This window comes from Streptomyces sp. NPDC002206 (assembly GCF_053593595.1).
The window spans coordinates 250,035-268,046 of sequence record NZ_JBSFCW010000001.1 but is presented as its reverse complement, the minus strand read 5'-3'; the positions used below and the strand labels follow the sequence as shown (position 1 = coordinate 268,046).

Here is an 18,012-nt window from a genome sequence, read left to right as displayed (position 1 = left end):
GTGCGTGAAGGGGGGCCGCCGGGGGTGTGGGGTGCGGCCTCGTACGAGTCGGTGGGGCGGGCTACTTCATGCCCGCCGTGGCGATGCCCTGGGTGAAGTGCCGCTGCAGTGCGATGAACAGGATCAGCACGGGCAGCACGACCAGGAACGCTCCGGCCATCAGCATGCCGTTGGAGCCGCCGGCCTTGTTGGGGTCCGTGGCGAACGTCGCGAGCGCGACCGGAAGTGTGTATTTGTCCGGGTCGTTGGTCGCGATCAGCGGCCAGACGAAGTTGTTCCAGGAACCGAGGAAGGCGAAGATCGAGAGCGTTGCGAGGGCGGGCTTCACCAGCGGCATCACGATCCGCCAGAAGATGTACCACTCGCCGGCGCCGTCCATCCGGGCCGCTTCCAGCAGCTCGTCCGGGATCGACTGCATGAACTGCCGCATCAGGAAAACACCGAAGGCTCCCGCGGCGAAGGGCAGTACGAGACCTGCGTAGCTGTCGATCAGTTGGAGCTTGCTCATCAGCACGAAGAGCGGCAGCAGCATCAGGTTGCCGGGCACCATCAGGGCGCCCAGGACCAGCCCGAAGATCTTGTTGCGCCCGACGAAGTTCAGCTTGGCCAGGGCGTAGCCGAGCATCGAGCAGAACACCAGGTTCGAGACGGTGACCAGCACCGCCACGATGACGGAGTTCATGAAGTACAGCGGCAGATCGAGCTTGTCGAGCAGGTCCCGGAAGTTGTCCAGGGTCCACTCGGTGGGGATCCACACGGGTGGGCTGGCCGACAGTTCGCTCGACGTCTTGAAGGCCGAGAATGCCATCCAGAGGAACGGGGCGGACATCACCGACAGGCCGACCGCGAGCAGGACGTAGATCAGCAGCCGCTTCGGGTTCCGGGTCTTCTTCACTCCCTGGAGCCTGATCGGCTCCTTCGACGGCGCCGTCGGGACGGCGCCGGGTGCGCGGGTGGCGCTCATTTCGTGTTGTCCTTCAGCAGTCGGAGCTGGAGCACAGTGATGCCCATGATCACTACGAAGAGGACATACGCCATGGCGCTCGCGTAGCCCATGTGGAAGAAGTTGAAGCCCTCGCGGTACATGTTCAGCGAGACGGTGAGGGTGGAGTCCGAGGGTCCGCCCTGCGTCATCACGAATGGTTCCTCGAAGACATTGAGGTAGCCAATGGTGGTGATGACGGTGGCGTAGAGCAGCGTCGGCCGCAGCAGGGGCACGGTGATCCTGCGGAACTCGTGCCAGACACCGGCTCCGTCGAGCTTCGCGGCTTCCCGTACCTCGGTGGGAATGGCCTGCAGTCCGGCGATGAAAAGCACCATGACCGTGCCGAGGTTGCGCCATACCGCCATGGCGATCATCGAGGGCATCGCCAGCGTCTCGGAGCCGAGGAAGTCCGGCGGGGTGAGACCCACTTCGGTGAAGAGGCCCGCGATCAGTCCGTCGCTCGGGTCGAGGACAAACCGCCAGACCACGGCGACGGCGACGATGGTGGTGACCACCGGGGCGTAGAAGCCGACCCGGAAGAAGGTCCGAGCCCGGTCGATGCCGTTGTTCAGCAGCACCGCGACAACCAGTCCGAGGAAGATCGTCAAGGGGACGCCGATGACCACGAAGTACGCCGTGTTGAAGAGCGACTTGAGGAACTTCTCGTCGCCGAACAGATTGACGTAGTTCTCGAAGCCGATGAAATTCGCGTCCAGCGGGTGCGTGACATTGCGCAGCCCGAAGTCGGTGAAGCTCATCAGCAGGGTGGCAAGGATCGGGAACGCCATGAAGACGGTGAAGAGGACGAGGAAGGGGGTGGAGAACAGCCAGCCGGCCGCGTTCTGCACACCCATCGACGGCCTCTTGCGACCCCGGCGCTCCTGGGGCCCGGCGGCCGGGGACTGGGAGGTCCCCGGCCCGGCCTGCACCTTGGCCGGCTGTGCGGCCTTTCCGGTCATGGTGCTCATGGCTCCTACTTCACGAGGCCTTCGATCTGGGACTGCGCCGTCTTCAGCGCGTCCTCGGCGGAAGCCTTGCCCTGGGTGACCTTCGCGATGGCCTGGTCGACCTTGTCGGTGATCTCGGTCCACTTGGCGAGCGAGGGAGCGGCCTTGGCGGTGTCCATCTGCTTCTTGAAGACCTGGAGGTTGGCGTCGTCGGCGAGCGCTCCGGAGGTCCAGGCCGCGGTGTTGGCGGGCAGGTCCTTGGTGCGCTCGTACCAGTCGGCCTGGCCCTTGGCGTCGGTCAGGTACTTGATGAACTCCGTGGCAGCGGCCTTGTGCTCACTGTCCTTGGAGACCACCAGCGAGGAGCCGCCCGCCATGGAGACGGAGGACTTGTCGGCGGGAACGTTGGCCACCGCCCACTTGCCCTTGATCTGCGGCTGTCCCTCGTTCAGCAGGGTGACGTGCCAGGGGCCGCCGAAGAACATCGGGACGCGGCCGTTGCCGAAGTCCTTCACCACGTCGTAGCCGGGCGCCACGGACTTGTTGGAGAGGCCCTTGTCGAAGTACGAGCCGTACTCCTTGAGCGCCTTGACGGCCTCGGGGCTGTCGATGACGGCTTCGCCCTTGTCGTTGACGATCTCGCCGCCGGCCGAGTACAGGAAGGAGTAGAAGTTCTGCACCGTGTCCAGACCGCTGGGCTGGATGGACAGGCCCCACTTGGTGCCGGCCTTCTTCTGGTACGCGGTGGCGAGGTCCTGCATCTCCGTCCAGTTGGTCGGAGCCTTGTCGATGCCGGCCTTCTCGGCCAGGTCGGTGCGGTAGTAGAGGACACGGGTGTCGACGTACCACGGCACGCCGTACGCGGTGCCGTCCACCTCGCCCTGGTTCCAGCCGGACGGGAAGAAGTCCTTCTTGTCGAAGGTCTTGGTGTCCACCGGTTCCAGGACACCGAGCTCGGAGAACTCGCCCATGTAACTGCCGCCCATCTGCGCCACGTCCGGCATGGTGCCGGCGGCGGCCGCGGAGACGAGCTTCTGGTGGGCGACGTCCCAGCCGACCGGGGTCACCTTGAGGGTGATGTTCGGGTGCGACTTCTCGTAGACCTTTGCCACATCCGCGAGCTTCTCGCCCTCGGCCCCCATGGCCCAGACGGTGAGCGTCTGCTTCTTGTCCGCGGCGACGTCGGCATCGGAACTGCCGCATGCAGTGATACCGAATGCGAGCGCGACTGCGATACCGACCGAGGCGGTTCTGGCGGTGCGGGACATGGAGGGCTCCTCCTCGAGCAATCCGGATGTATGCGCTGCCTGTAAGCGCATACATCACTCTGCGACACGGGTTCGAGGATGCGCAAGGGGGTGCTAGGTCACACTCGTGCAACGTGCTCGTCATCTAAATGTTCAACTTTGGAACGGTAAACGGTGTGTTTGCGAACATGAAGAGCATGTGACCCATTTCGTAGGGCGCCGCGCTGCCCGAGGTTGGGCGATATTGTCGTGATCATGTCTTCGTTTGCGCATGATTTCCCGTTCGATCCGTCCTACGGGTACACGCGGGACGAGCTGCTGAGCGTCCCCGCGCCCGCCGCCCCGGGCGATTTCGCGGCCTTCTGGCGAACCCGTCACGACGAGGCCCGCAAGGTCGCCACGGAGCCTGAGATCGGCCCGCTGGAGGTCGAGCGGGACGGACTGCGGATCCACGGTGTGACGTTCACCTCCGTGGGCGGGGTCCGGCTCGGCGGCTGGCTCGCCCTGCCCGTCGAGGGTGCCGCGGAGCACGGATTCGTCATCGGCCACGGGTACGGGGGACGGCAGGAGCCGGGGCCCGATCTGCCCCTGCCCCGGTCCGCCGCGATCCTGCCCTGCGTGCGCGGCATGGGCAGCCGGGGTCTGTGGCCGGGCATCCCCGATGTGGCCGACGCGCATGTCCGTCACGGCATCGGGTCGCGTGACACGTATGTCATCGGCGACTGCGTGGCGGATCTGTGGTGTGCCGCGTCGGCGCTGCATGAACTCGTTCCGGAGCTGGCCCCCGGGGATGATCCGGGGGCTCCCCGGCTCGGCTATCTCGGGGAGAGCTTCGGCGGCGGGCTCGGTGCGCTGGCTCTGCCGTGGGACGACCGGTTCGGCGCCGCGCAGCTGACGGTGCCCACGTTCGGCAACCACCCGTTGCGGCTGACGCTGCGGTGCGTCGGCAGCGGTGAGTCGTTGCGCGCGTATCACCGCGACCATCCCGAAGTCACCGAAGTGCTGCGTTACTTCGACGCTGCGACGGCCGCCGCACAGCTGGAGCTGCCGACGCTGGTGGCGGCCGCGTTGTTCGATCCCTCGGTGCCGCCGCCCGGCCAGTTCGCCGTACACAATGCGCTCGCCGGACCGCGTGAACTGCAGGTGCTGAGCGCGGGGCATTTCGAGTACGAGGGGCTCATCGGGGAGGTGGCGCAGCTGCGGGGGAACCGGGAGCGGTTCTTCGGGGCGCATATGGGCCAGGGGGTGCCGGGAGGAGGAGCCGGGCCGTCAGGCTGGGCTCGCACATCCAGGCATGTACAACGGCCGGGTCGGCCTCGCGCGCAGGACGGCCGGGCTTCGCGGTTCGTCCGGGGTGGGTGAGGCAGCCGCAGCCCGTTCGGCGGGCTCAGCCGCAGCCGCAGCTCGCCCGGCGGGCCAGGGATACCGGGAGCATCAGGGATACCGGCTCGCGTTCCCGGTCGCCCAGGCGCTGTACGAGCAGTTCCACCGCCTGCTCGCCCAGCTGCCGGATCGGCTGTCGTACGGTCGTCAGCGGCGGTCGTACGATCCGGCTCAGCGGGATCCCGTCGAACCCGGTCACGGCGAGGTCCTCGGGCACCCGCACCCCGCGCCGTTCCAGCGCGCGCAGCGCGCCCACCGCCATCTGGTCGTTGGCGAACAGCATGGCCTGCGGGCGTTCGGTGTCGCTCAGGCCTGCGTACCGGTCGAGCATGGCTTCCGCCGTCCGGGCGCCTTCGGCCTGCGTCATCATCTCGGCCCGCATGTCCGGTGCGTCCGGCACCGGGAGTCCGGCGTCGCGGCAGGCCTCCTGGAAGCCGCGGAACCGCGCCTCGGCGTCCGGTGACGCCACCTCGCCCCCGATGAAGGCGAGTCTGCGCAGCCCGTGGTCCTCGATCAGATGACGGGCCAGTTCGCGTTCGCCGTCGGCGTTGGCCACGACGATGTGGTCGAGGTGGTCGATCTCGCGCGGTCCGGCGAGCATCACCACCGGCAGCCGGCGCGAGATCACTTCGAGGTCCTCGGTCGGCACGGTCTGCGCCAGCACCGCGAAGCCGTCGACCCGGCCGGCCACTTTCGCGACAAGGCTCTCGGGCCCGCCCTCCAGTGACGCGGCGATCAGCAGCGCGTACCCGTGTCGCCGTGCCGCCCGTTCCATGCCGCGGATGATCTGGTCGGAGTAGAGCATCACCGCGTCGTCGGCGTCGCTGTCCGCCTCCGCATCGGCCTCGGCGTCCGGGTCGGCGTAGTCGGGGAAGCAGAGCCCGAGCACCCCCGTGGTGCGGCTGGCCAGGCCCCGCGCGTTCCCGCTGGGCACGTACCCGAGCTCGCGGGCCGCGTCGAGGACCCGCTCGCGGGTCTGGGCACGCACGGAGTCGGGGTTGCGGTAGACCCGCGAGACCGTCGCAATCGAGACGCCCGACCGCTCTGCGACGTCGTACACCGTTGGGGCACTCACCCGAACCGACCGTCCGCTTCTTCTTCCGTACCTACACACTTTGAAAGCGCATTCACCCTAGATCGCACGCCACGCCACGAGCAAGGCCGTGAGGAAAAATAGACAGGCAACCTTGCAAGATGGCCTGTGCATCTTTTACCGTGGACTCATGCGGGAACCATCGTCCGAAACCACCGCCGAGTCGGGCGGCGAGCCCAGCGCGGAGCAGGTCGCGACGCAGCTGGCGTCCGTCGTCAGCCGTCTGCTGCGCCGGCTGCGCACCACCTCGTCGGACAGCCTGCTCACCCCGACCCAGCGCTCGGTGCTCTCCCGCCTCGACCGGGAGGGTCCGGCCACCACGGCCGCGCTGGCCCGCGCCGAATACGTACGGCCCCAGTCCATGCGGCTGACCCTCGGGGCGCTGGAGAGCCAGGGGCTCGTCGAGCGGGCGCCGGATCCTGCCGACGGCCGGAAGTCGGTCATGTCCATCACGGACGTCGGCCGGACCACGCTCGGCGCGGTCCGGGCCGCCAAGCACAACTGGCTCGCCGAAGCGATCGCCGCCGAGCTCGACGGGGCCGAGCGCCGTGCCGTCGCCGAGGCCACGGCCCTCCTGGACCGCCTGGTCGAGCAGTGACCGCCCCGGAGCCGATGCCGACCCCGGCGGCGGACGCGGTGAAAGTCAAAGTGAAAGTGACAAGCGACCGGCCGGCCCCGGAAGCGACCGCGGCGGCCACCGCTACCGGCCTCGGCCGTCTTCCGGCCACTTCCTCCGGCCGCCCCGCAGCCACCGGCCCCGGTTTCGGTGCGCGCCTCACCGCACCGCTGCTCCTCGGCTCCCTGCTCAACCCGCTCAACACCACCATGATCTCCACGGCCCTGGTGGCGATCGCCCACACCTACGGCATCGGCGCCGCCGACACCGCCTGGCTCATCTCGGTCCTCTACCTCGCCAGCGCCGTCGCCCAGCCCGTTCTCGGCAAGCTCGCCGACGCCCTCGGCCCCCGCCGCGTCTTCCTCGCAGGTCTGGTCGTCGTGATCGCCTCCGGTCTCGTCGGGACGTTCGCGCCGAGTTTCGGCTGGCTGATCGCATCCCGGCTGCTGCTCGGCATCGGTACGTCGGCCGCCTACCCGGCCGCCATGGCGGTGCTGCGCGACGAGTCCCGGCGGGTCGGCCGCGCCACCCCACGTCCCGTCCTGGCCCGGCTCTCCTTCGCCGCGCTCGGCAGCGCCGCCGTCGGGCCCACGCTCGGCGGGCTGCTCGTCATGGTTGTCGGCTGGCGGGGCATCTTCGCCGTCAATGTGCCCGTCGCCCTCATCGCATTCGGCTCCGCGCTGCTCTGGATCCCGGCGGATCCGCCGCGCACGCGTGGAGCCGACGGTCGTGCGCCCCGGCTCGACCTGGATCCGCTCGGCATCGGCCTCTTCTCCACCGCCCTGACCGTGCTGGTCTTCTTCCTGCTCGATCTCGCCCACCCGATGTGGTGGCTGCTCGCGCCCTTCGCCGTGCTGACCGGTGCGCTGGTGTGGTGGCAGCTGCGCCGCCCGCGGCCCTTCATCGACCTGCGGATGCTCGCGAGCAACGCAGCGCTCGCCCGCACGTATCTGCGGCACGGACTGAGCTATCTGTTGATCTACTGCGTGATGTACGGATATACGCAGTGGTTGGAGGAGGTACGTGGCTACTCCTCCGGCCACACGGGACTGCTGATGCTGCCGATGTCACTCGCCGCACTGGTCTGTTCGCTGCTCGGAGCCCGGACGAAGGGCATCCGCGGCCCTCTCGCACTGGCCTGTGTGCTGCTCACCGTCGGCGCCGCGGTGCTGGTGTTCCTCTCCGGTTCCACGCCGCTCGCCGTACTGCTGCTCGCCGGAGCCTGCTTCGGCATCCCGCAGGGGCTGATCGGTACGAGCAACCAGGTCGCCGTCCAGGCGTACGCGCCGCCCGAGAGCATCGGGTCAGCCGCCGGACTCCAGCGCACCGCCCAGTACATCGGGGCGATCACCGCGTCCAGCCTGATCGCCCTCGCCTACGGCCGGTCGGCAAGCGACGGCGGGCTCCATCTCATGGCAGGGGTCTCGGTCGTGCTCGGCCTGCTGCTGATCGTCCTGACCCTCACCGACCGCGCCCTGCGCACCCGCACCTGATCACCACAGGAACCACCCATCCCTCTCGGAGGAGCGCCATCATGACCGCCACCACCCTCGACCAGAAGACCGCCCTGGTCGTCGTCGATCTTCAGAAGGGCATCGTCGGCCTCCCTACCGCCCACCCCGCCGCCGACATCGTCGCGAACTCCGCGAACCTCGCCGACGCGTTCCGCGCCAAGGGTCTCCCGGTCGTTCTGGTCCGCGTCACCGGCGGCGCCCCCGGCCGCACCGAGGGCGCCCCCCGTTCCGGGCAGCCGGCTGCCGATTGGGCCGACATCGTCCCCGAGCTCGGCCCGCGCGACGGCGACATCGTGGTCACCAAGCAGCAGTGGGGCGCCTTCTACGGCACCGACCTCGACCTTCAGCTGCGCCGCCGCGGTGTCACGCAGGTCGTGCTGACGGGCATCGCCACCAGCATCGGCGTGGAGTCCACCGCCCGGGCCGCGAACGAGCACGGCTACAACGTCACCGTCGTCACGGACGCGGTCACCGACATGGACGGCGGCGCCCACGACAACAGCATCGAGAAGATCTTCCCGCGGCTCGGCGAGACGGACACCACCGCGGCGATCGTCAAGCTGCTCGGCTGAGCCCGGTCGAGCCGGACGGGCTCGGCCGGAGCCCGGTCACGGAGCGTCCCGGCGTCGGTTGATCTTGTTCCCCAGCCAGACCAGCGGGTCGTACTTGCGGTCCACCGCCCGCTCCTTCAGCGGGATCAGCGCATTGTCCGTGATCTTGATGTGCTCGGGACACACTTCCGTACAGCACTTGGTGATGTTGCAGTAGCCCAGCCCGTGCTCCTCCTGCGCCGTCGCCTTCCGGTCGAGTCCCGACTCGGCAGCGGCGTCCAGGGGGTGCATGTCCAGCTCGGCGACCCGCATCAGGAAGCGCGGTCCGGCGAACGCCGTCTTGTTCTCCTCGTGGTCGCGGACCACATGGCAAGTGTCCTGGCACAGGAAGCACTCGATGCACTTGCGGAACTCCTGTGAGCGGTCCACATCGACCTGCTGCATCCGGTAGTCGCCCGCCTTCACCCCCTTCGGCGGTACGAAGGCGGGCACTTCCCGCGCCTTGGTGTAGTTGAACGTCACGTCCGTCACCAGATCGCGGACCACCGGGAACGCCCGCAGCGGAGTGACGGTGATCGTCTCCTCCCGGCCGAACACCGACATGCGGGTCATGCACATCAGCCGCGGCCGTCCGTTGATCTCCGCGCTGCACGAGCCGCACTTGCCCGCCTTGCAGTTCCAGCGCACCGCCAGATCGCCCGCCTGGGTGGCCTGGATCCGGTGGATGATGTCGAGGACGACCTCCCCGTCGTTCACCTCGACCGTGAAGTCCTCCAGACCGCCGCCGTCGGGGTCCCCGCGCCACACCCTGAACCGTGCGTCGTAGCTGCTCACTCGTACAGCTCCTCTTCGGCGAGGTACTTGACCAGCTCCTCCTTCTCGAAGAGGGAGAGCAGATCCGGGCGGATGGGTTCGGTCGTCTTCCGGACGAGTTCGATCTGGCCGCCCGGTTTCATGACGGCGTCGTCGGACAGCCGGCACAGCAGATTGGCCGGCCGCCAGGAGCGCTCCATCGTCGGACAGTCCTCGCGGGTGTGACCGCCGCGGCTCTCCGTGCGCTCCAGGGCCGCCCGGGCGATGCACTCGCTGACCAGCAGCATGTTCCGCAGGTCCAGCGAGAGGTGCCAGCCGGGGTTGAACTGCCGGTGCCCCTCGACCCCGGCGCGGTGCGCCCGTACCCGCAGGGCGGCCAGTTTCTCCAGGGCCTGTTCCATCTCGGGTGCCCGCCGGATGATGCCGACCAGGTCGTTCATCGTCTGCTGGAGTTCTTGGTGGAGGGTGTACGGATTCTCTGCCGTCGCCCCGTCCTCCAGGCCCTCCGCGCTGAACGGACGCAGGGCCTCCGCCGCTGCCTCGTCGATCTGCTCGTCATCCACCTCGGGGGCGGCGGACAGTCCGGCCGCGTACTCGGCTGCGTGCAGTCCGGCCCGTCGGCCGAAGACCAGCAGGTCGGAGAGGGAATTCCCGCCGAGCCGGTTGGAGCCGTGCATGCCGCCCGCGACCTCGCCCGCGGCGAACAGACCGGGCACGGCGACGGTCGCCGCAGTGTCCGAGTCGACGGCGATCCCGCCCATCACGTAGTGGCAGGTCGGGCCGACCTCCATCGCCTCCGCCGTGATGTCGACATCCGCCAGCTCCTTGAACTGGTGGTACATCGAGGGCAGCCGCCGCCGGATCGTCTCTGCGGGCATCCGGGTCGACACATCCAGGAACACTCCGCCGTGCGGTGAGCCGCGGCCCGCCTTCACCTCGGAGTTGATGGCACGGGCGACCTCGTCGCGCGGCAGCAGCTCGGGCGGGCGGCGGTTGTGGTCCGGGTCCTCGTACCAGCGGTCGCCCTCCTCCTCCGACTGCGCGTACTTCTCCTTGAACACATCGGGGACGTAGTCGAACATGAACCGCTTGCCCTCGGAGTTGCGCAGTACACCGCCGTCGCCGCGCACCGACTCGGTGACGAGGATGCCCTTCACCGACGGGGGCCAGACCATGCCGGTCGGGTGGAACTGCACGAACTCCATGTTCAGCAGGGGTGCGCCCGCCAGCAGCGCGAGGGCGTGGCCGTCGCCGGTGTACTCCCAGGAGTTCGACGTCACCTTGAAGGACTTGCCGATGCCGCCGGTGGCGAGGACGACCGCGGGGGCTTCGAGGACGAAGAAGCGACCGGACTCCCGCTCGTAGCAGAAGGTCCCGCTGACCCTCTCGCCGTCCTTCAGCACGCGGGTGACGGTGCACTCCTGGAAGACCTTCAACCGGGCTTCGTAGTCGCCGTGTTCGCGATAGTCCTCCTGCTGCAGCGAGACGATCTTCTGCTGGAGGGTGCGGATCAGTTCGAGGCCGGTACGGTCCCCGACGTGCGCGAGCCGCGGGTACTCATGGCCGCCGAAGTTGCGCTGGGAGATCTTTCCGTCCGGCGTACGGTCGAAGAGAGCACCCCAGGTCTCCAGCTCCCAGACCCGGTCCGGTGCCTCCTTGGCGTGCAGCTCCGCCATCCGCCACTGGTTGAGGAACTTCCCGCCGCGCATGGTGTCGCGGAAGTGCACCTGCCAGTTGTCCCCGGAGTTCACGTTGCCCATGGAGGCGGCGATTCCGCCCTCCGCCATGACGGTGTGTGCCTTGCCGAAGAGCGATTTGCAGATCACCGCGGTACGGGCGCCGCGCTCCCGTGCCTCGATGGCGGCGCGCAGTCCGGCGCCTCCGGCACCGACCACGACGACGTCCCACTGCTGCCGTTCGAGCTCTGTCATTCAGAAAAACCTCGGATCGTCGAAGGCGCCGGAGGCGACGAGATACACGTAGAAGTCGGCGAGCGCCACGCTGATCAGGGAGGACCAGGCCAGCAGCATGTGCCGGGCGTTGAGCCGGCCCACCCAGCCCCACAGCCGGTAGCGCACGGGGTGCTTGGAGAAGTGCCGCAGCCGGCCGCCGATGATGTGCCGGCAGGAGTGGCAGGACAGGGTGTACGCCCAGATCAGCACGATGTTGACCAGGAAGATCAGGGAGCCGAGGCCCATGTGGCCCCAGGCGTAGTGCTCGTCGCGGAAGGAGAGCACGGTGTCGTACGTGAGGATTCCGGCGACCGGCAGTGCGGCGTAGAAGAAGTACCGGTGGATGTTCTGCATGATCAGCGGGAAGCGGGTCTCGCCGGTGTACGTCGTGTGCGGCTCGGCGACCGCGCAGGCCGGGGGCGAGGCCCAGAAGCCCCGGTAGTAGGCCTTGCGGTAGTAGTAGCAGGTCAGCCGGAAGCCGAGTGGGAAGATCAGGATCAGCAGAGCGGGGGAGAGGCCCCACCAGCTGCCGAAGATCTCCCAGTTCGGGCCGTGCCGCATAGGGGCGCAGTTCTCCGCCAGGCAGGGCGAGTAGAACGGCGACACATAGGGGGCGGCGTAGTAGTCCGCGTTCGAGAAGGCCCGCCACGTCGAGTAGACGATGAAGGCGAGGAGCCCGCCCGCGGTCACCGCGGGCGCCAGCCACCAGCGGTCGGTCCGCAGATGGCGGGCGGCGATGGCGGCCCGCGAGGCGCCGTGCACACCGGACGGCCGGGCGCGTGCGCCGCGTCGGGGCGGTCCCTTCAGTTGTGGTGGTTCCGTACCTGGTTCCGCACTTGGTTCCGTTCCGGTGGCCAAGGAACTCTCCTAGGGGGCGTGCCTGCCGCGGACGCCCAGACCCTCGTCGTCCGAGTCCGTCCACAGGGTGGCGTCGTACGGCGCCTCGGTGATCGTGATGACGTCGGTGACCGTGACGGCGCCGTCGGCGGGGTCGGTGCCACCGGCGGCGCCGGGCGGCCGCGGACCGGCTTCGGCCGTGCGCAGCTGCGAAAGGCTCCGCTCCAGCCGTCCGACGGTGCGGGCGAGGTCGTCGAGACAGCGCTGAACAGCTGTCAACTCGTCGTGCAGTGACATGACTTGCTCTCACTTCCGCAGTCGCGGGTGGCCATGCTCATGCGCATGCGAGTGTCGCGCGTCACATCCCCTTTGGGAAGAGAGCGGACCGTTCCGTCTCGATCGGACGCTCCGCCGCCCGGGTGAGGTTCGGGGCCGGTGCGCCGTGTCGGCGCCGACTCTCGCGCGTGGGCACCTTCAGTGGATGAGCGGAACCAGTGTGATCAACTGCAAATGCCACTAAAAAGCACAATCCGGCCCATCCGTGTGCGGGTGGGCCGGGCCGGCCCCGGAGGTATCAGCCATGTCCCACGTCGGCGTCCCGCGCGGGACAGTCCGAAAGCGCCGCGTGCTCGCGCTCCTCGCGACGGGTGTGCTCACGATCCCCGCGTTGGCCGGGTGTACCAGTTCGGACAGGGTGACCACCGTCGCCATCGTGGTGCCACAGGATGTCGCCGCCGCCGGCCGGGATCTGGTCGCCGAGGGAGGCACGGTCAACTGGGCGATCGACGCGATGCCCACCACCTTCAACGCCTTCCAGGCGGACGCCGACGCCACGACCACGCGCATCACCGGGGCCCTGCTGCCGACGCTCTTCCCGCTGGACACCAAAGGCAGCCCCCGCATGAACCCCGACTACCTGGAATCGGCGAAGGTCATCGAGCGCGAGCCCAAGCAGGTCGTGCTCTACCGGCTCAACCAGCAGGCCGTCTGGAGCGACGGCCGGGAGATCGGGGCCCCCGACTTCGTCGCCCAGTGGCGCGCGCTGAGCGGCAAGGACTCGGCGTTCTGGACCGCCCGCAACGCCGGCTACGACCGGATCGAGCGGATCGAGCGCGGCAAGACCGACCTGGAGGTCCGGGTCACCTTTGCCAAGCCGTACGGGGACTGGCGCTCCCTCTTCTCCCCGCTGTACCCGAAGCAGGTCACCAGTTCCCCGGCCGCCTTCAACGACCGAGCGCGCACCACCCTCGCGGCCACTTCAGGACCGTTCCGGCTGCGCGGCGTGAAGAAGGGCGCGGGCACCGTCACCCTGACCCGCAACCCGCACTGGTGGGGCAGCCCGGCCAAGCTCGACTCGCTGGTCTTCCGGGCGGTCAAGCCGCAGGACCGGGTCCAGGCACTGGTCGACGGCAAGGTCGACATCGCCGATGTCGACGCCGCGGCGGCGCACCGGATCGTGGCCGCGGCGCGTGACAAGGGAGGGAACGGCCAGCCGCTCACCCACGGCCCGGGCTCCGAGATCGGCCCCGCCGCCGCACTGCGCTCCTGGGCCCTGGCGCACGGCTCCGACGAGAAGGCCGCGGCGGCCGCCCGGTCGAGTCGGGAGAAGACCCGGAAAGCGGCGGAGGTGTACGCCACCGAGCAGGACGGGCTGCGCGCCTATGTCGTACGCAAGTCGTTGGAGCCCGCCTACACGCAGCTCGCGCTGAACGGTGAGTCCGGGCCGCTCGCCGACGAACGGGTACGCCGCGCGGTGGCCCGTGCCCTCGACCGTCAGGAGCTCGTCAACACCGTACTGGGGCCGCTCGGCCTGCCCGCCGCGCCGCTCGGCAGCCACCTGGCGCTGGCCGGGCAGCCCGGATACCAGGACAACAGCGGCGCACTCGGCGAGCAGGACACCAAGAAGGCGCAGGCGCTGCTGGCCGACGCCGGCTGGACGCTGGGCGGCGCGACGAAGAAGGAGTCCGACGGTACGAAGGCGGGCAGCAAGGGCGAGAAGGTGAAGGGAGGCGAGCACGGCAAGGCGGAGACGGCCGACAAGGCTGCCAAGGCCGACAAGAGCGACGACAACAAGCCCGGCGACGACAACAAGCCGCGCGAGGACGAGGACACCAGCCCCGGCCACGTCCTCGCCCCCGCCCCGGCCGCCGCCGTCCAGAGCGCCGCCCTGCTGCGCCAGGCCGACGCCTTCACGTCCGCCCGCGCCGTCGCCGACACCAGCACCGCCGAGAGCGCCCGCGGCAAGGTCACCGGACAGAACCGCGGGCCGGGCGGTGCCGCCGGTGCTTATGCCCCCATGGGCACCGCGGCCCCCGCGGCTCCGGCCAAGGCCGCCGACTCCGTCCGCGACACGCTGGGCAAGGACGGCAAGCCGCTGACCTTGCGTTTCGTCCTGCCGTCCGGTCCTGGATCGGAGTCTCTGCGGGCCGTCGGGGAGAAAATTTCGGCCATGCTCGATTCGATCGGCATCCGCACGGAGATCATCAAGGTGGCGGACGCCGGCTACTTCAAGGACCATGTCGCCTCGGGCGCCTACGACCTGGCGCTGTACTCCTGGCCCGCCACCGCCTACCCGGCCACCGACGACCGGCCGATCTTCGCCAAGCCGGTGCCCGCCACCGACGGCTCGCTGCTCGTCGAGCAGAACTACACCCGTGTCGGCACGGACCACATCGACCAGCTCTTCGACGAGGCGCTCTCCGAGCTGGACGAAGGCGCCGCCCAGGATCTGATGAAGCAGGCCGACGCCCGCATCTGGGCCGCCGCAGCGTCGATTCCGCTCTATCAGCGTCCGCAGTTGGTGGCCACCGACAGGAAGCTCGTCAACGTCGGTGCCTTCGGCTTCGGAGTGCCCCACTACCAGGACATCGGTTTCAAGAAGCCGCAAGCGGCCGGTTCCCCCGCGAATCGTAAGAAGTAGCAGGTCAGAACCTCAACTCAAGCTCAGAACTGGCTCAAGTCTCTTGCCCGCCGCGGTCCCGGCGGGCAAGGTCATGAGCACCTGTTGACCCGGGTAGCCGCTCCATCCCCCCACCTCTGAGAGCCCCCACCCCGGAGCCCCAACTCCTAGCCCGCGCCTCAGAGTCCCGCAGCTTCGGAGCCCCACCTCTGAAGCTGCTCAAGTCCCGAGTGCAGCCGTCCCGCCCCGGGGACCGTGGCCATGACCACCGGTGAAATTCACCGGAAGACATGACCACGGGGGCGGAAACATGAAGAGGACGCCGGCAGCCGTAGCTGTCGCTGCCGTCATGACGACGGGCGTGAGCGCCTGTACGTCGAGTGACGGAACCAGCCGCGAGAAGCCGCGGTCGGACGGTTGGCCGACGGCCGCCAGGATCGGCAAGGGCAACGTTCCCGTCACGGAATCACGGCCCCGGCCCTGTAAAGGTGGCACGTGCACCTGGTTTGACGCCCGGCGTCGGTGGGTGCTCAACGGGGTCACCGAGCCCCAGCACCTCACCGCCGCCAAGGGCACCGAGTTCACCAAGCCGATGCGCCGCCTGCGTACGGACATGGCGTCCGTACGGACCGAAGGGACCGACGGGACCTCGCCGGACAACGACGCCGTGCTGCTCGCGCTCGGCGTTCACCTCGGTCTGGCGGAGAAGGGGGACGAGACGTCGGAGCTGGGCGAACCGGGGGAGTATGCGCCTGCCGACAACGCCGGCGGTGAATTCGGCGGCGCTGCCGGACACCTTGTGGAGTTCAGCTCGGTACAGCTGATCGAGACCGAATTTCCGCTACTCCTGCGGTCATGGCAAGCAACGGAAACAGACCGTCGGGCACGTAGTGAACTGGATCTCTTCGGGGGGCGGAGACATCAGGTGTGAAACGCCGCTGCGCAAGGAGGCATCGGCAGCGGCCCGTGAAGCGGTGCGCCTCTCCCGTCGCTGGTGACACCTGCCCGGGAAGCCGCTACGGCGCCAGCCCCGTACCATGGGGGGTAGCCGTGGCGCGTCCGCCCGGCGGGCGTACCAGGACTTGAGACCGACTAAGACGCCTGATCCCACGATCCGAGAGAAGCGCAAGCCACCCATGCCCACGCGCCACGACATCCGTAACGTAGCCATCGTCGCCCACGTCGACCACGGCAAGACCACGCTGGTCGACGCCATGCTCAAGCAGGCCGGCGCCTTCGCCGCGCACGCCGCCGAGCACCTCGACGACCGCATGATGGACTCGAACGACCTGGAGCGTGAGAAGGGCATCACGATCCTGGCCAAGAACACGGCCGTCAAGTACCACCCGAAGGATGGCGGCGACGTCATCACGATCAACATCATCGACACCCCCGGCCACGCCGACTTCGGTGGCGAGGTCGAGCGCGGCCTGTCGATGGTGGACGCGGTCGTCCTGCTGGTCGACGCGTCGGAGGGCCCGCTCCCGCAGACCCGCTTCGTGCTCCGCAAGGCGCTGACGGCCAGGCTGCCGGTCATCCTCTGCATCAACAAGACGGACCGTCCGGACTCCCGGATCGCCGAGGTCATCGACGAGACGTACGACCTCTTCCTGGACCTGGACGCCGACGAGGACCAGATCGAGTTCCCGATCGTCTACGCCTGTGCCCGTGACGGCGTCGCCTCGCTGACCAAGCCCGAGGACGGCACCGTCCCGCCGGACAGCGACAGCCTGGAGCCGTTCTTCAGCACGATCCTCTCCGCGGTCCCGGCCCCGGAGTACGACGACGAGGCGCCCCTCCAGGCCCACGTCACCAACCTGGACGCCGACAACTTCCTCGGCCGTATCGCGCTGTGCCGTGTCGAGCAGGGTGAGCTGCGCAAGGGCCAGACCGTCGCGTGGATCAAGCGTGACGGCTCGATGTCCAACGTCCGCATCACCGAGCTCCTGATGACCGAGGCGCTCACCCGTAAGCCCGCCGAGAAGGCCGGTCCGGGCGACATCTGCGCGATCGCCGGTATCCCGGACATCATGATCGGTGAGACCCTGGCCGACCCCGAGAACCCGATCGCGCTGCCGCTGATCACGGTCGACGAGCCGGCCATCTCGATGACCATCGGTGCGAACACCTCGCCGCTGGTCGGCAAGGGCGGCAAGGGCCACAAGGTCACTGCCCGGCAGATCAAGGACCGTCTGGACCGGGAGCTGGTCGGTAACGTCTCGCTCCGTGTCCTGGAGACCGAGCGCCCCGACGCCTGGGAGGTCCAGGGCCGTGGTGAGCTCGCCCTGGCCATTCTCATCGAGACCATGCGCCGCGAGGGCTTCGAGCTCACCGTCGGCAAGCCGCAGGTGGTCACCAAGCAGGTCGACGGCAAGACGCACGAGCCGATCGAGCGCATGACGATCGACTCGCCGGAGGAGCACCTCGGCGCCATCACGCAGCTCATGGCGACCCGTAAGGGCCGCATGGAGACGATGACGAACCACGGTTCGGGCTGGGTCCGCATGGAGTGGATCGTCCCGTCCCGCGGCCTCATCGGCTTCCGTACGGAGTTCCTGACCCAGACCCGCGGCACGGGCATCGCGCACTCCCTCTTCGAGGGCCACGAGCCGTGGTTCGGCGAGCTGCGCACGCGTCACAACGGCTCGCTGGTGGCGGACCGTGCGGGCGTCGTGACGCCGTTCGCCATGGTCAACCTCCAGGAGCGCGGTGTCATCTTCACGGAGGCCACCACCGAGGTCTACGAGGGCATGATCATCGGCGAGAACTCGCGCGCCGACGACATGGACGTGAACATCACCAAGGAGAAGAAGCTCACCAACATGCGTGCGGCTTCCGCGGACACCACGGAGAACGTGGTGCCCGCCCGCAAGCTGTCGCTCGAGCAGTCGCTGGAGTTCTGCCGCGACGACGAGTGCATCGAGGTGACCCCGGAGACCGTGCGTATCCGTAAGGTCGTCCTGGACCAGAAGGAGCGCGGCCGCGCCGCGTCGCGCGCCAAGCGCTGACCCCGTACGACCCATTGACACAGGGCCCGGGCCCCCGCAGACACTGTGGGGGCCCGGGTTTTTCGTCAACTCGATTTCCTGCCCGGGGTGTCCGGATATCGGGCGTCGCTCTCCGGAACATGTGTTAACGGTCCGTTTCGCGGGTGTCTGTCTGGGATCACTTTGTC

Annotated in this window: 15 protein-coding genes; 7 read left to right on the top strand and 8 right to left on the bottom strand. The window is 68.6% G+C overall.

The genetic code is table 11. The features are described from left to right. Positions 1 to 61 precede the first annotated feature (61 nt). From ACWCP8_RS01225 to ACWCP8_RS01215, 3 genes are read right to left on the bottom strand one after another with little or no spacing between them, the layout of a single operon-like run. A complete protein-coding gene (locus tag ACWCP8_RS01225) occupies positions 62 to 964 on the bottom strand; it encodes a carbohydrate ABC transporter permease (protein ID WP_352266266.1) in 903 nt (300 codons plus the stop codon). Further along, positions 961 to 1,953 (bottom strand): carbohydrate ABC transporter permease, encoded by a 993-nt coding sequence (locus ACWCP8_RS01220; protein WP_326627607.1) that lies wholly within the window; start codon positions 1,951 to 1,953, stop codon positions 961 to 963. Before ACWCP8_RS01220 ends, ACWCP8_RS01225 begins: the two co-directional genes overlap by 4 nt. 5 nt (positions 1,954 to 1,958) lie before the next feature. Then, complete coding sequence (locus ACWCP8_RS01215) at positions 1,959 to 3,200, bottom strand: sugar ABC transporter substrate-binding protein (RefSeq protein ID WP_352266267.1); 1,242 nt, start codon at positions 3,198 to 3,200, stop codon at positions 1,959 to 1,961. 234 nt (positions 3,201 to 3,434) lie between these two features. Here ACWCP8_RS01215 and ACWCP8_RS01210 point away from each other — a divergent pair, with 234 nt between their 5' ends. Next, positions 3,435 to 4,541, top strand: a complete 1,107-nt coding sequence (locus ACWCP8_RS01210; protein ID WP_451113864.1) for an acetylxylan esterase — start codon at positions 3,435 to 3,437, stop codon at positions 4,539 to 4,541. A 25-nt stretch (positions 4,542 to 4,566) separates the two neighbouring features. On the opposite strand, the gene ACWCP8_RS01205 is transcribed toward ACWCP8_RS01210, so the two are convergent. Continuing rightward, the gene (locus ACWCP8_RS01205; RefSeq protein WP_352266269.1) at positions 4,567 to 5,637 is read right to left on the bottom strand and encodes a LacI family DNA-binding transcriptional regulator; all 1,071 of its coding nucleotides are present in this window, start codon (positions 5,635 to 5,637) and stop codon (positions 4,567 to 4,569) included. A gap of 148 nt (positions 5,638 to 5,785) precedes the next feature. On the opposite strand from ACWCP8_RS01205, the gene ACWCP8_RS01200 reads away from it, so the two are divergent. Genes ACWCP8_RS01200 through ACWCP8_RS01190 form a run of 3 tightly spaced genes read left to right on the top strand, consistent with a single transcriptional unit; the run spans position 5,786 to position 8,357 of the window. Next, positions 5,786 to 6,253 carry a MarR family winged helix-turn-helix transcriptional regulator gene (locus tag ACWCP8_RS01200; RefSeq protein ID WP_451113863.1) on the top strand — a complete coding sequence of 156 codons (468 nt, stop codon included), beginning with the start codon at positions 5,786 to 5,788 and terminating at the stop codon, positions 6,251 to 6,253. Positions 6,254 to 6,303: 50 nt separating this feature from the next. Then, entirely contained in the window at positions 6,304 to 7,764 is a 1,461-nt protein-coding gene (locus ACWCP8_RS01195) for an MFS transporter (RefSeq protein WP_451113862.1), read from the top strand. Positions 7,765 to 7,805: 41 nt separating this feature from the next. Then, positions 7,806 to 8,357 (top strand): isochorismatase family protein, encoded by a 552-nt coding sequence (locus tag ACWCP8_RS01190; RefSeq protein ID WP_352266272.1) that lies wholly within the window; start codon positions 7,806 to 7,808, stop codon positions 8,355 to 8,357. Positions 8,358 to 8,393: 36 nt separating this feature from the next. Here the strand turns inward: ACWCP8_RS01190 and ACWCP8_RS01185 are convergent, their stop codons facing one another. The 4 genes from ACWCP8_RS01185 to ACWCP8_RS01170 are packed head-to-tail and all read right to left on the bottom strand — an operon-like array spanning position 8,394 to position 12,235. Then, positions 8,394 to 9,170 carry a succinate dehydrogenase/fumarate reductase iron-sulfur subunit gene (locus ACWCP8_RS01185; protein WP_352266273.1) on the bottom strand — a complete coding sequence of 259 codons (777 nt, stop codon included), beginning with the start codon at positions 9,168 to 9,170 and terminating at the stop codon, positions 8,394 to 8,396. Beyond that, positions 9,167 to 11,080: a fumarate reductase/succinate dehydrogenase flavoprotein subunit gene (locus tag ACWCP8_RS01180; RefSeq protein ID WP_352266274.1), complete on the bottom strand. Its 1,914-nt coding sequence runs from the start codon at positions 11,078 to 11,080 to the stop codon at positions 9,167 to 9,169. Before ACWCP8_RS01180 ends, ACWCP8_RS01185 begins: the two co-directional genes overlap by 4 nt. After that, positions 11,081 to 11,959: a hypothetical protein gene (locus ACWCP8_RS01175; RefSeq protein ID WP_352266275.1), complete on the bottom strand. Its 879-nt coding sequence runs from the start codon at positions 11,957 to 11,959 to the stop codon at positions 11,081 to 11,083. A 9-nt stretch (positions 11,960 to 11,968) separates the two neighbouring features. Continuing rightward, complete coding sequence (locus ACWCP8_RS01170; RefSeq protein WP_451113861.1) at positions 11,969 to 12,235, bottom strand: hypothetical protein; 267 nt, start codon at positions 12,233 to 12,235, stop codon at positions 11,969 to 11,971. Between the two features lie 283 nt (positions 12,236 to 12,518). Between ACWCP8_RS01170 and ACWCP8_RS01165 the strand changes: the two genes are divergently transcribed. The 3 genes from ACWCP8_RS01165 to typA all read left to right on the top strand — a co-directional run bounded on the left by ACWCP8_RS01165 (position 12,519) and on the right by typA (position 17,845). Continuing rightward, complete coding sequence (locus ACWCP8_RS01165) at positions 12,519 to 14,858, top strand: ABC transporter family substrate-binding protein (protein WP_451113860.1); 2,340 nt, start codon at positions 12,519 to 12,521, stop codon at positions 14,856 to 14,858. A 505-nt stretch (positions 14,859 to 15,363) separates the two neighbouring features. After that, complete coding sequence (locus ACWCP8_RS01160) at positions 15,364 to 15,768, top strand: hypothetical protein (RefSeq protein ID WP_451113859.1); 405 nt, start codon at positions 15,364 to 15,366, stop codon at positions 15,766 to 15,768. Positions 15,769 to 15,973: 205 nt separating this feature from the next. Further along, a complete protein-coding gene (gene typA / locus ACWCP8_RS01155) occupies positions 15,974 to 17,845 on the top strand; it encodes a translational GTPase TypA (RefSeq protein ID WP_352266279.1) in 1,872 nt (623 codons plus the stop codon). The last annotated feature ends 167 nt before the right edge of the window (positions 17,846 to 18,012 follow it).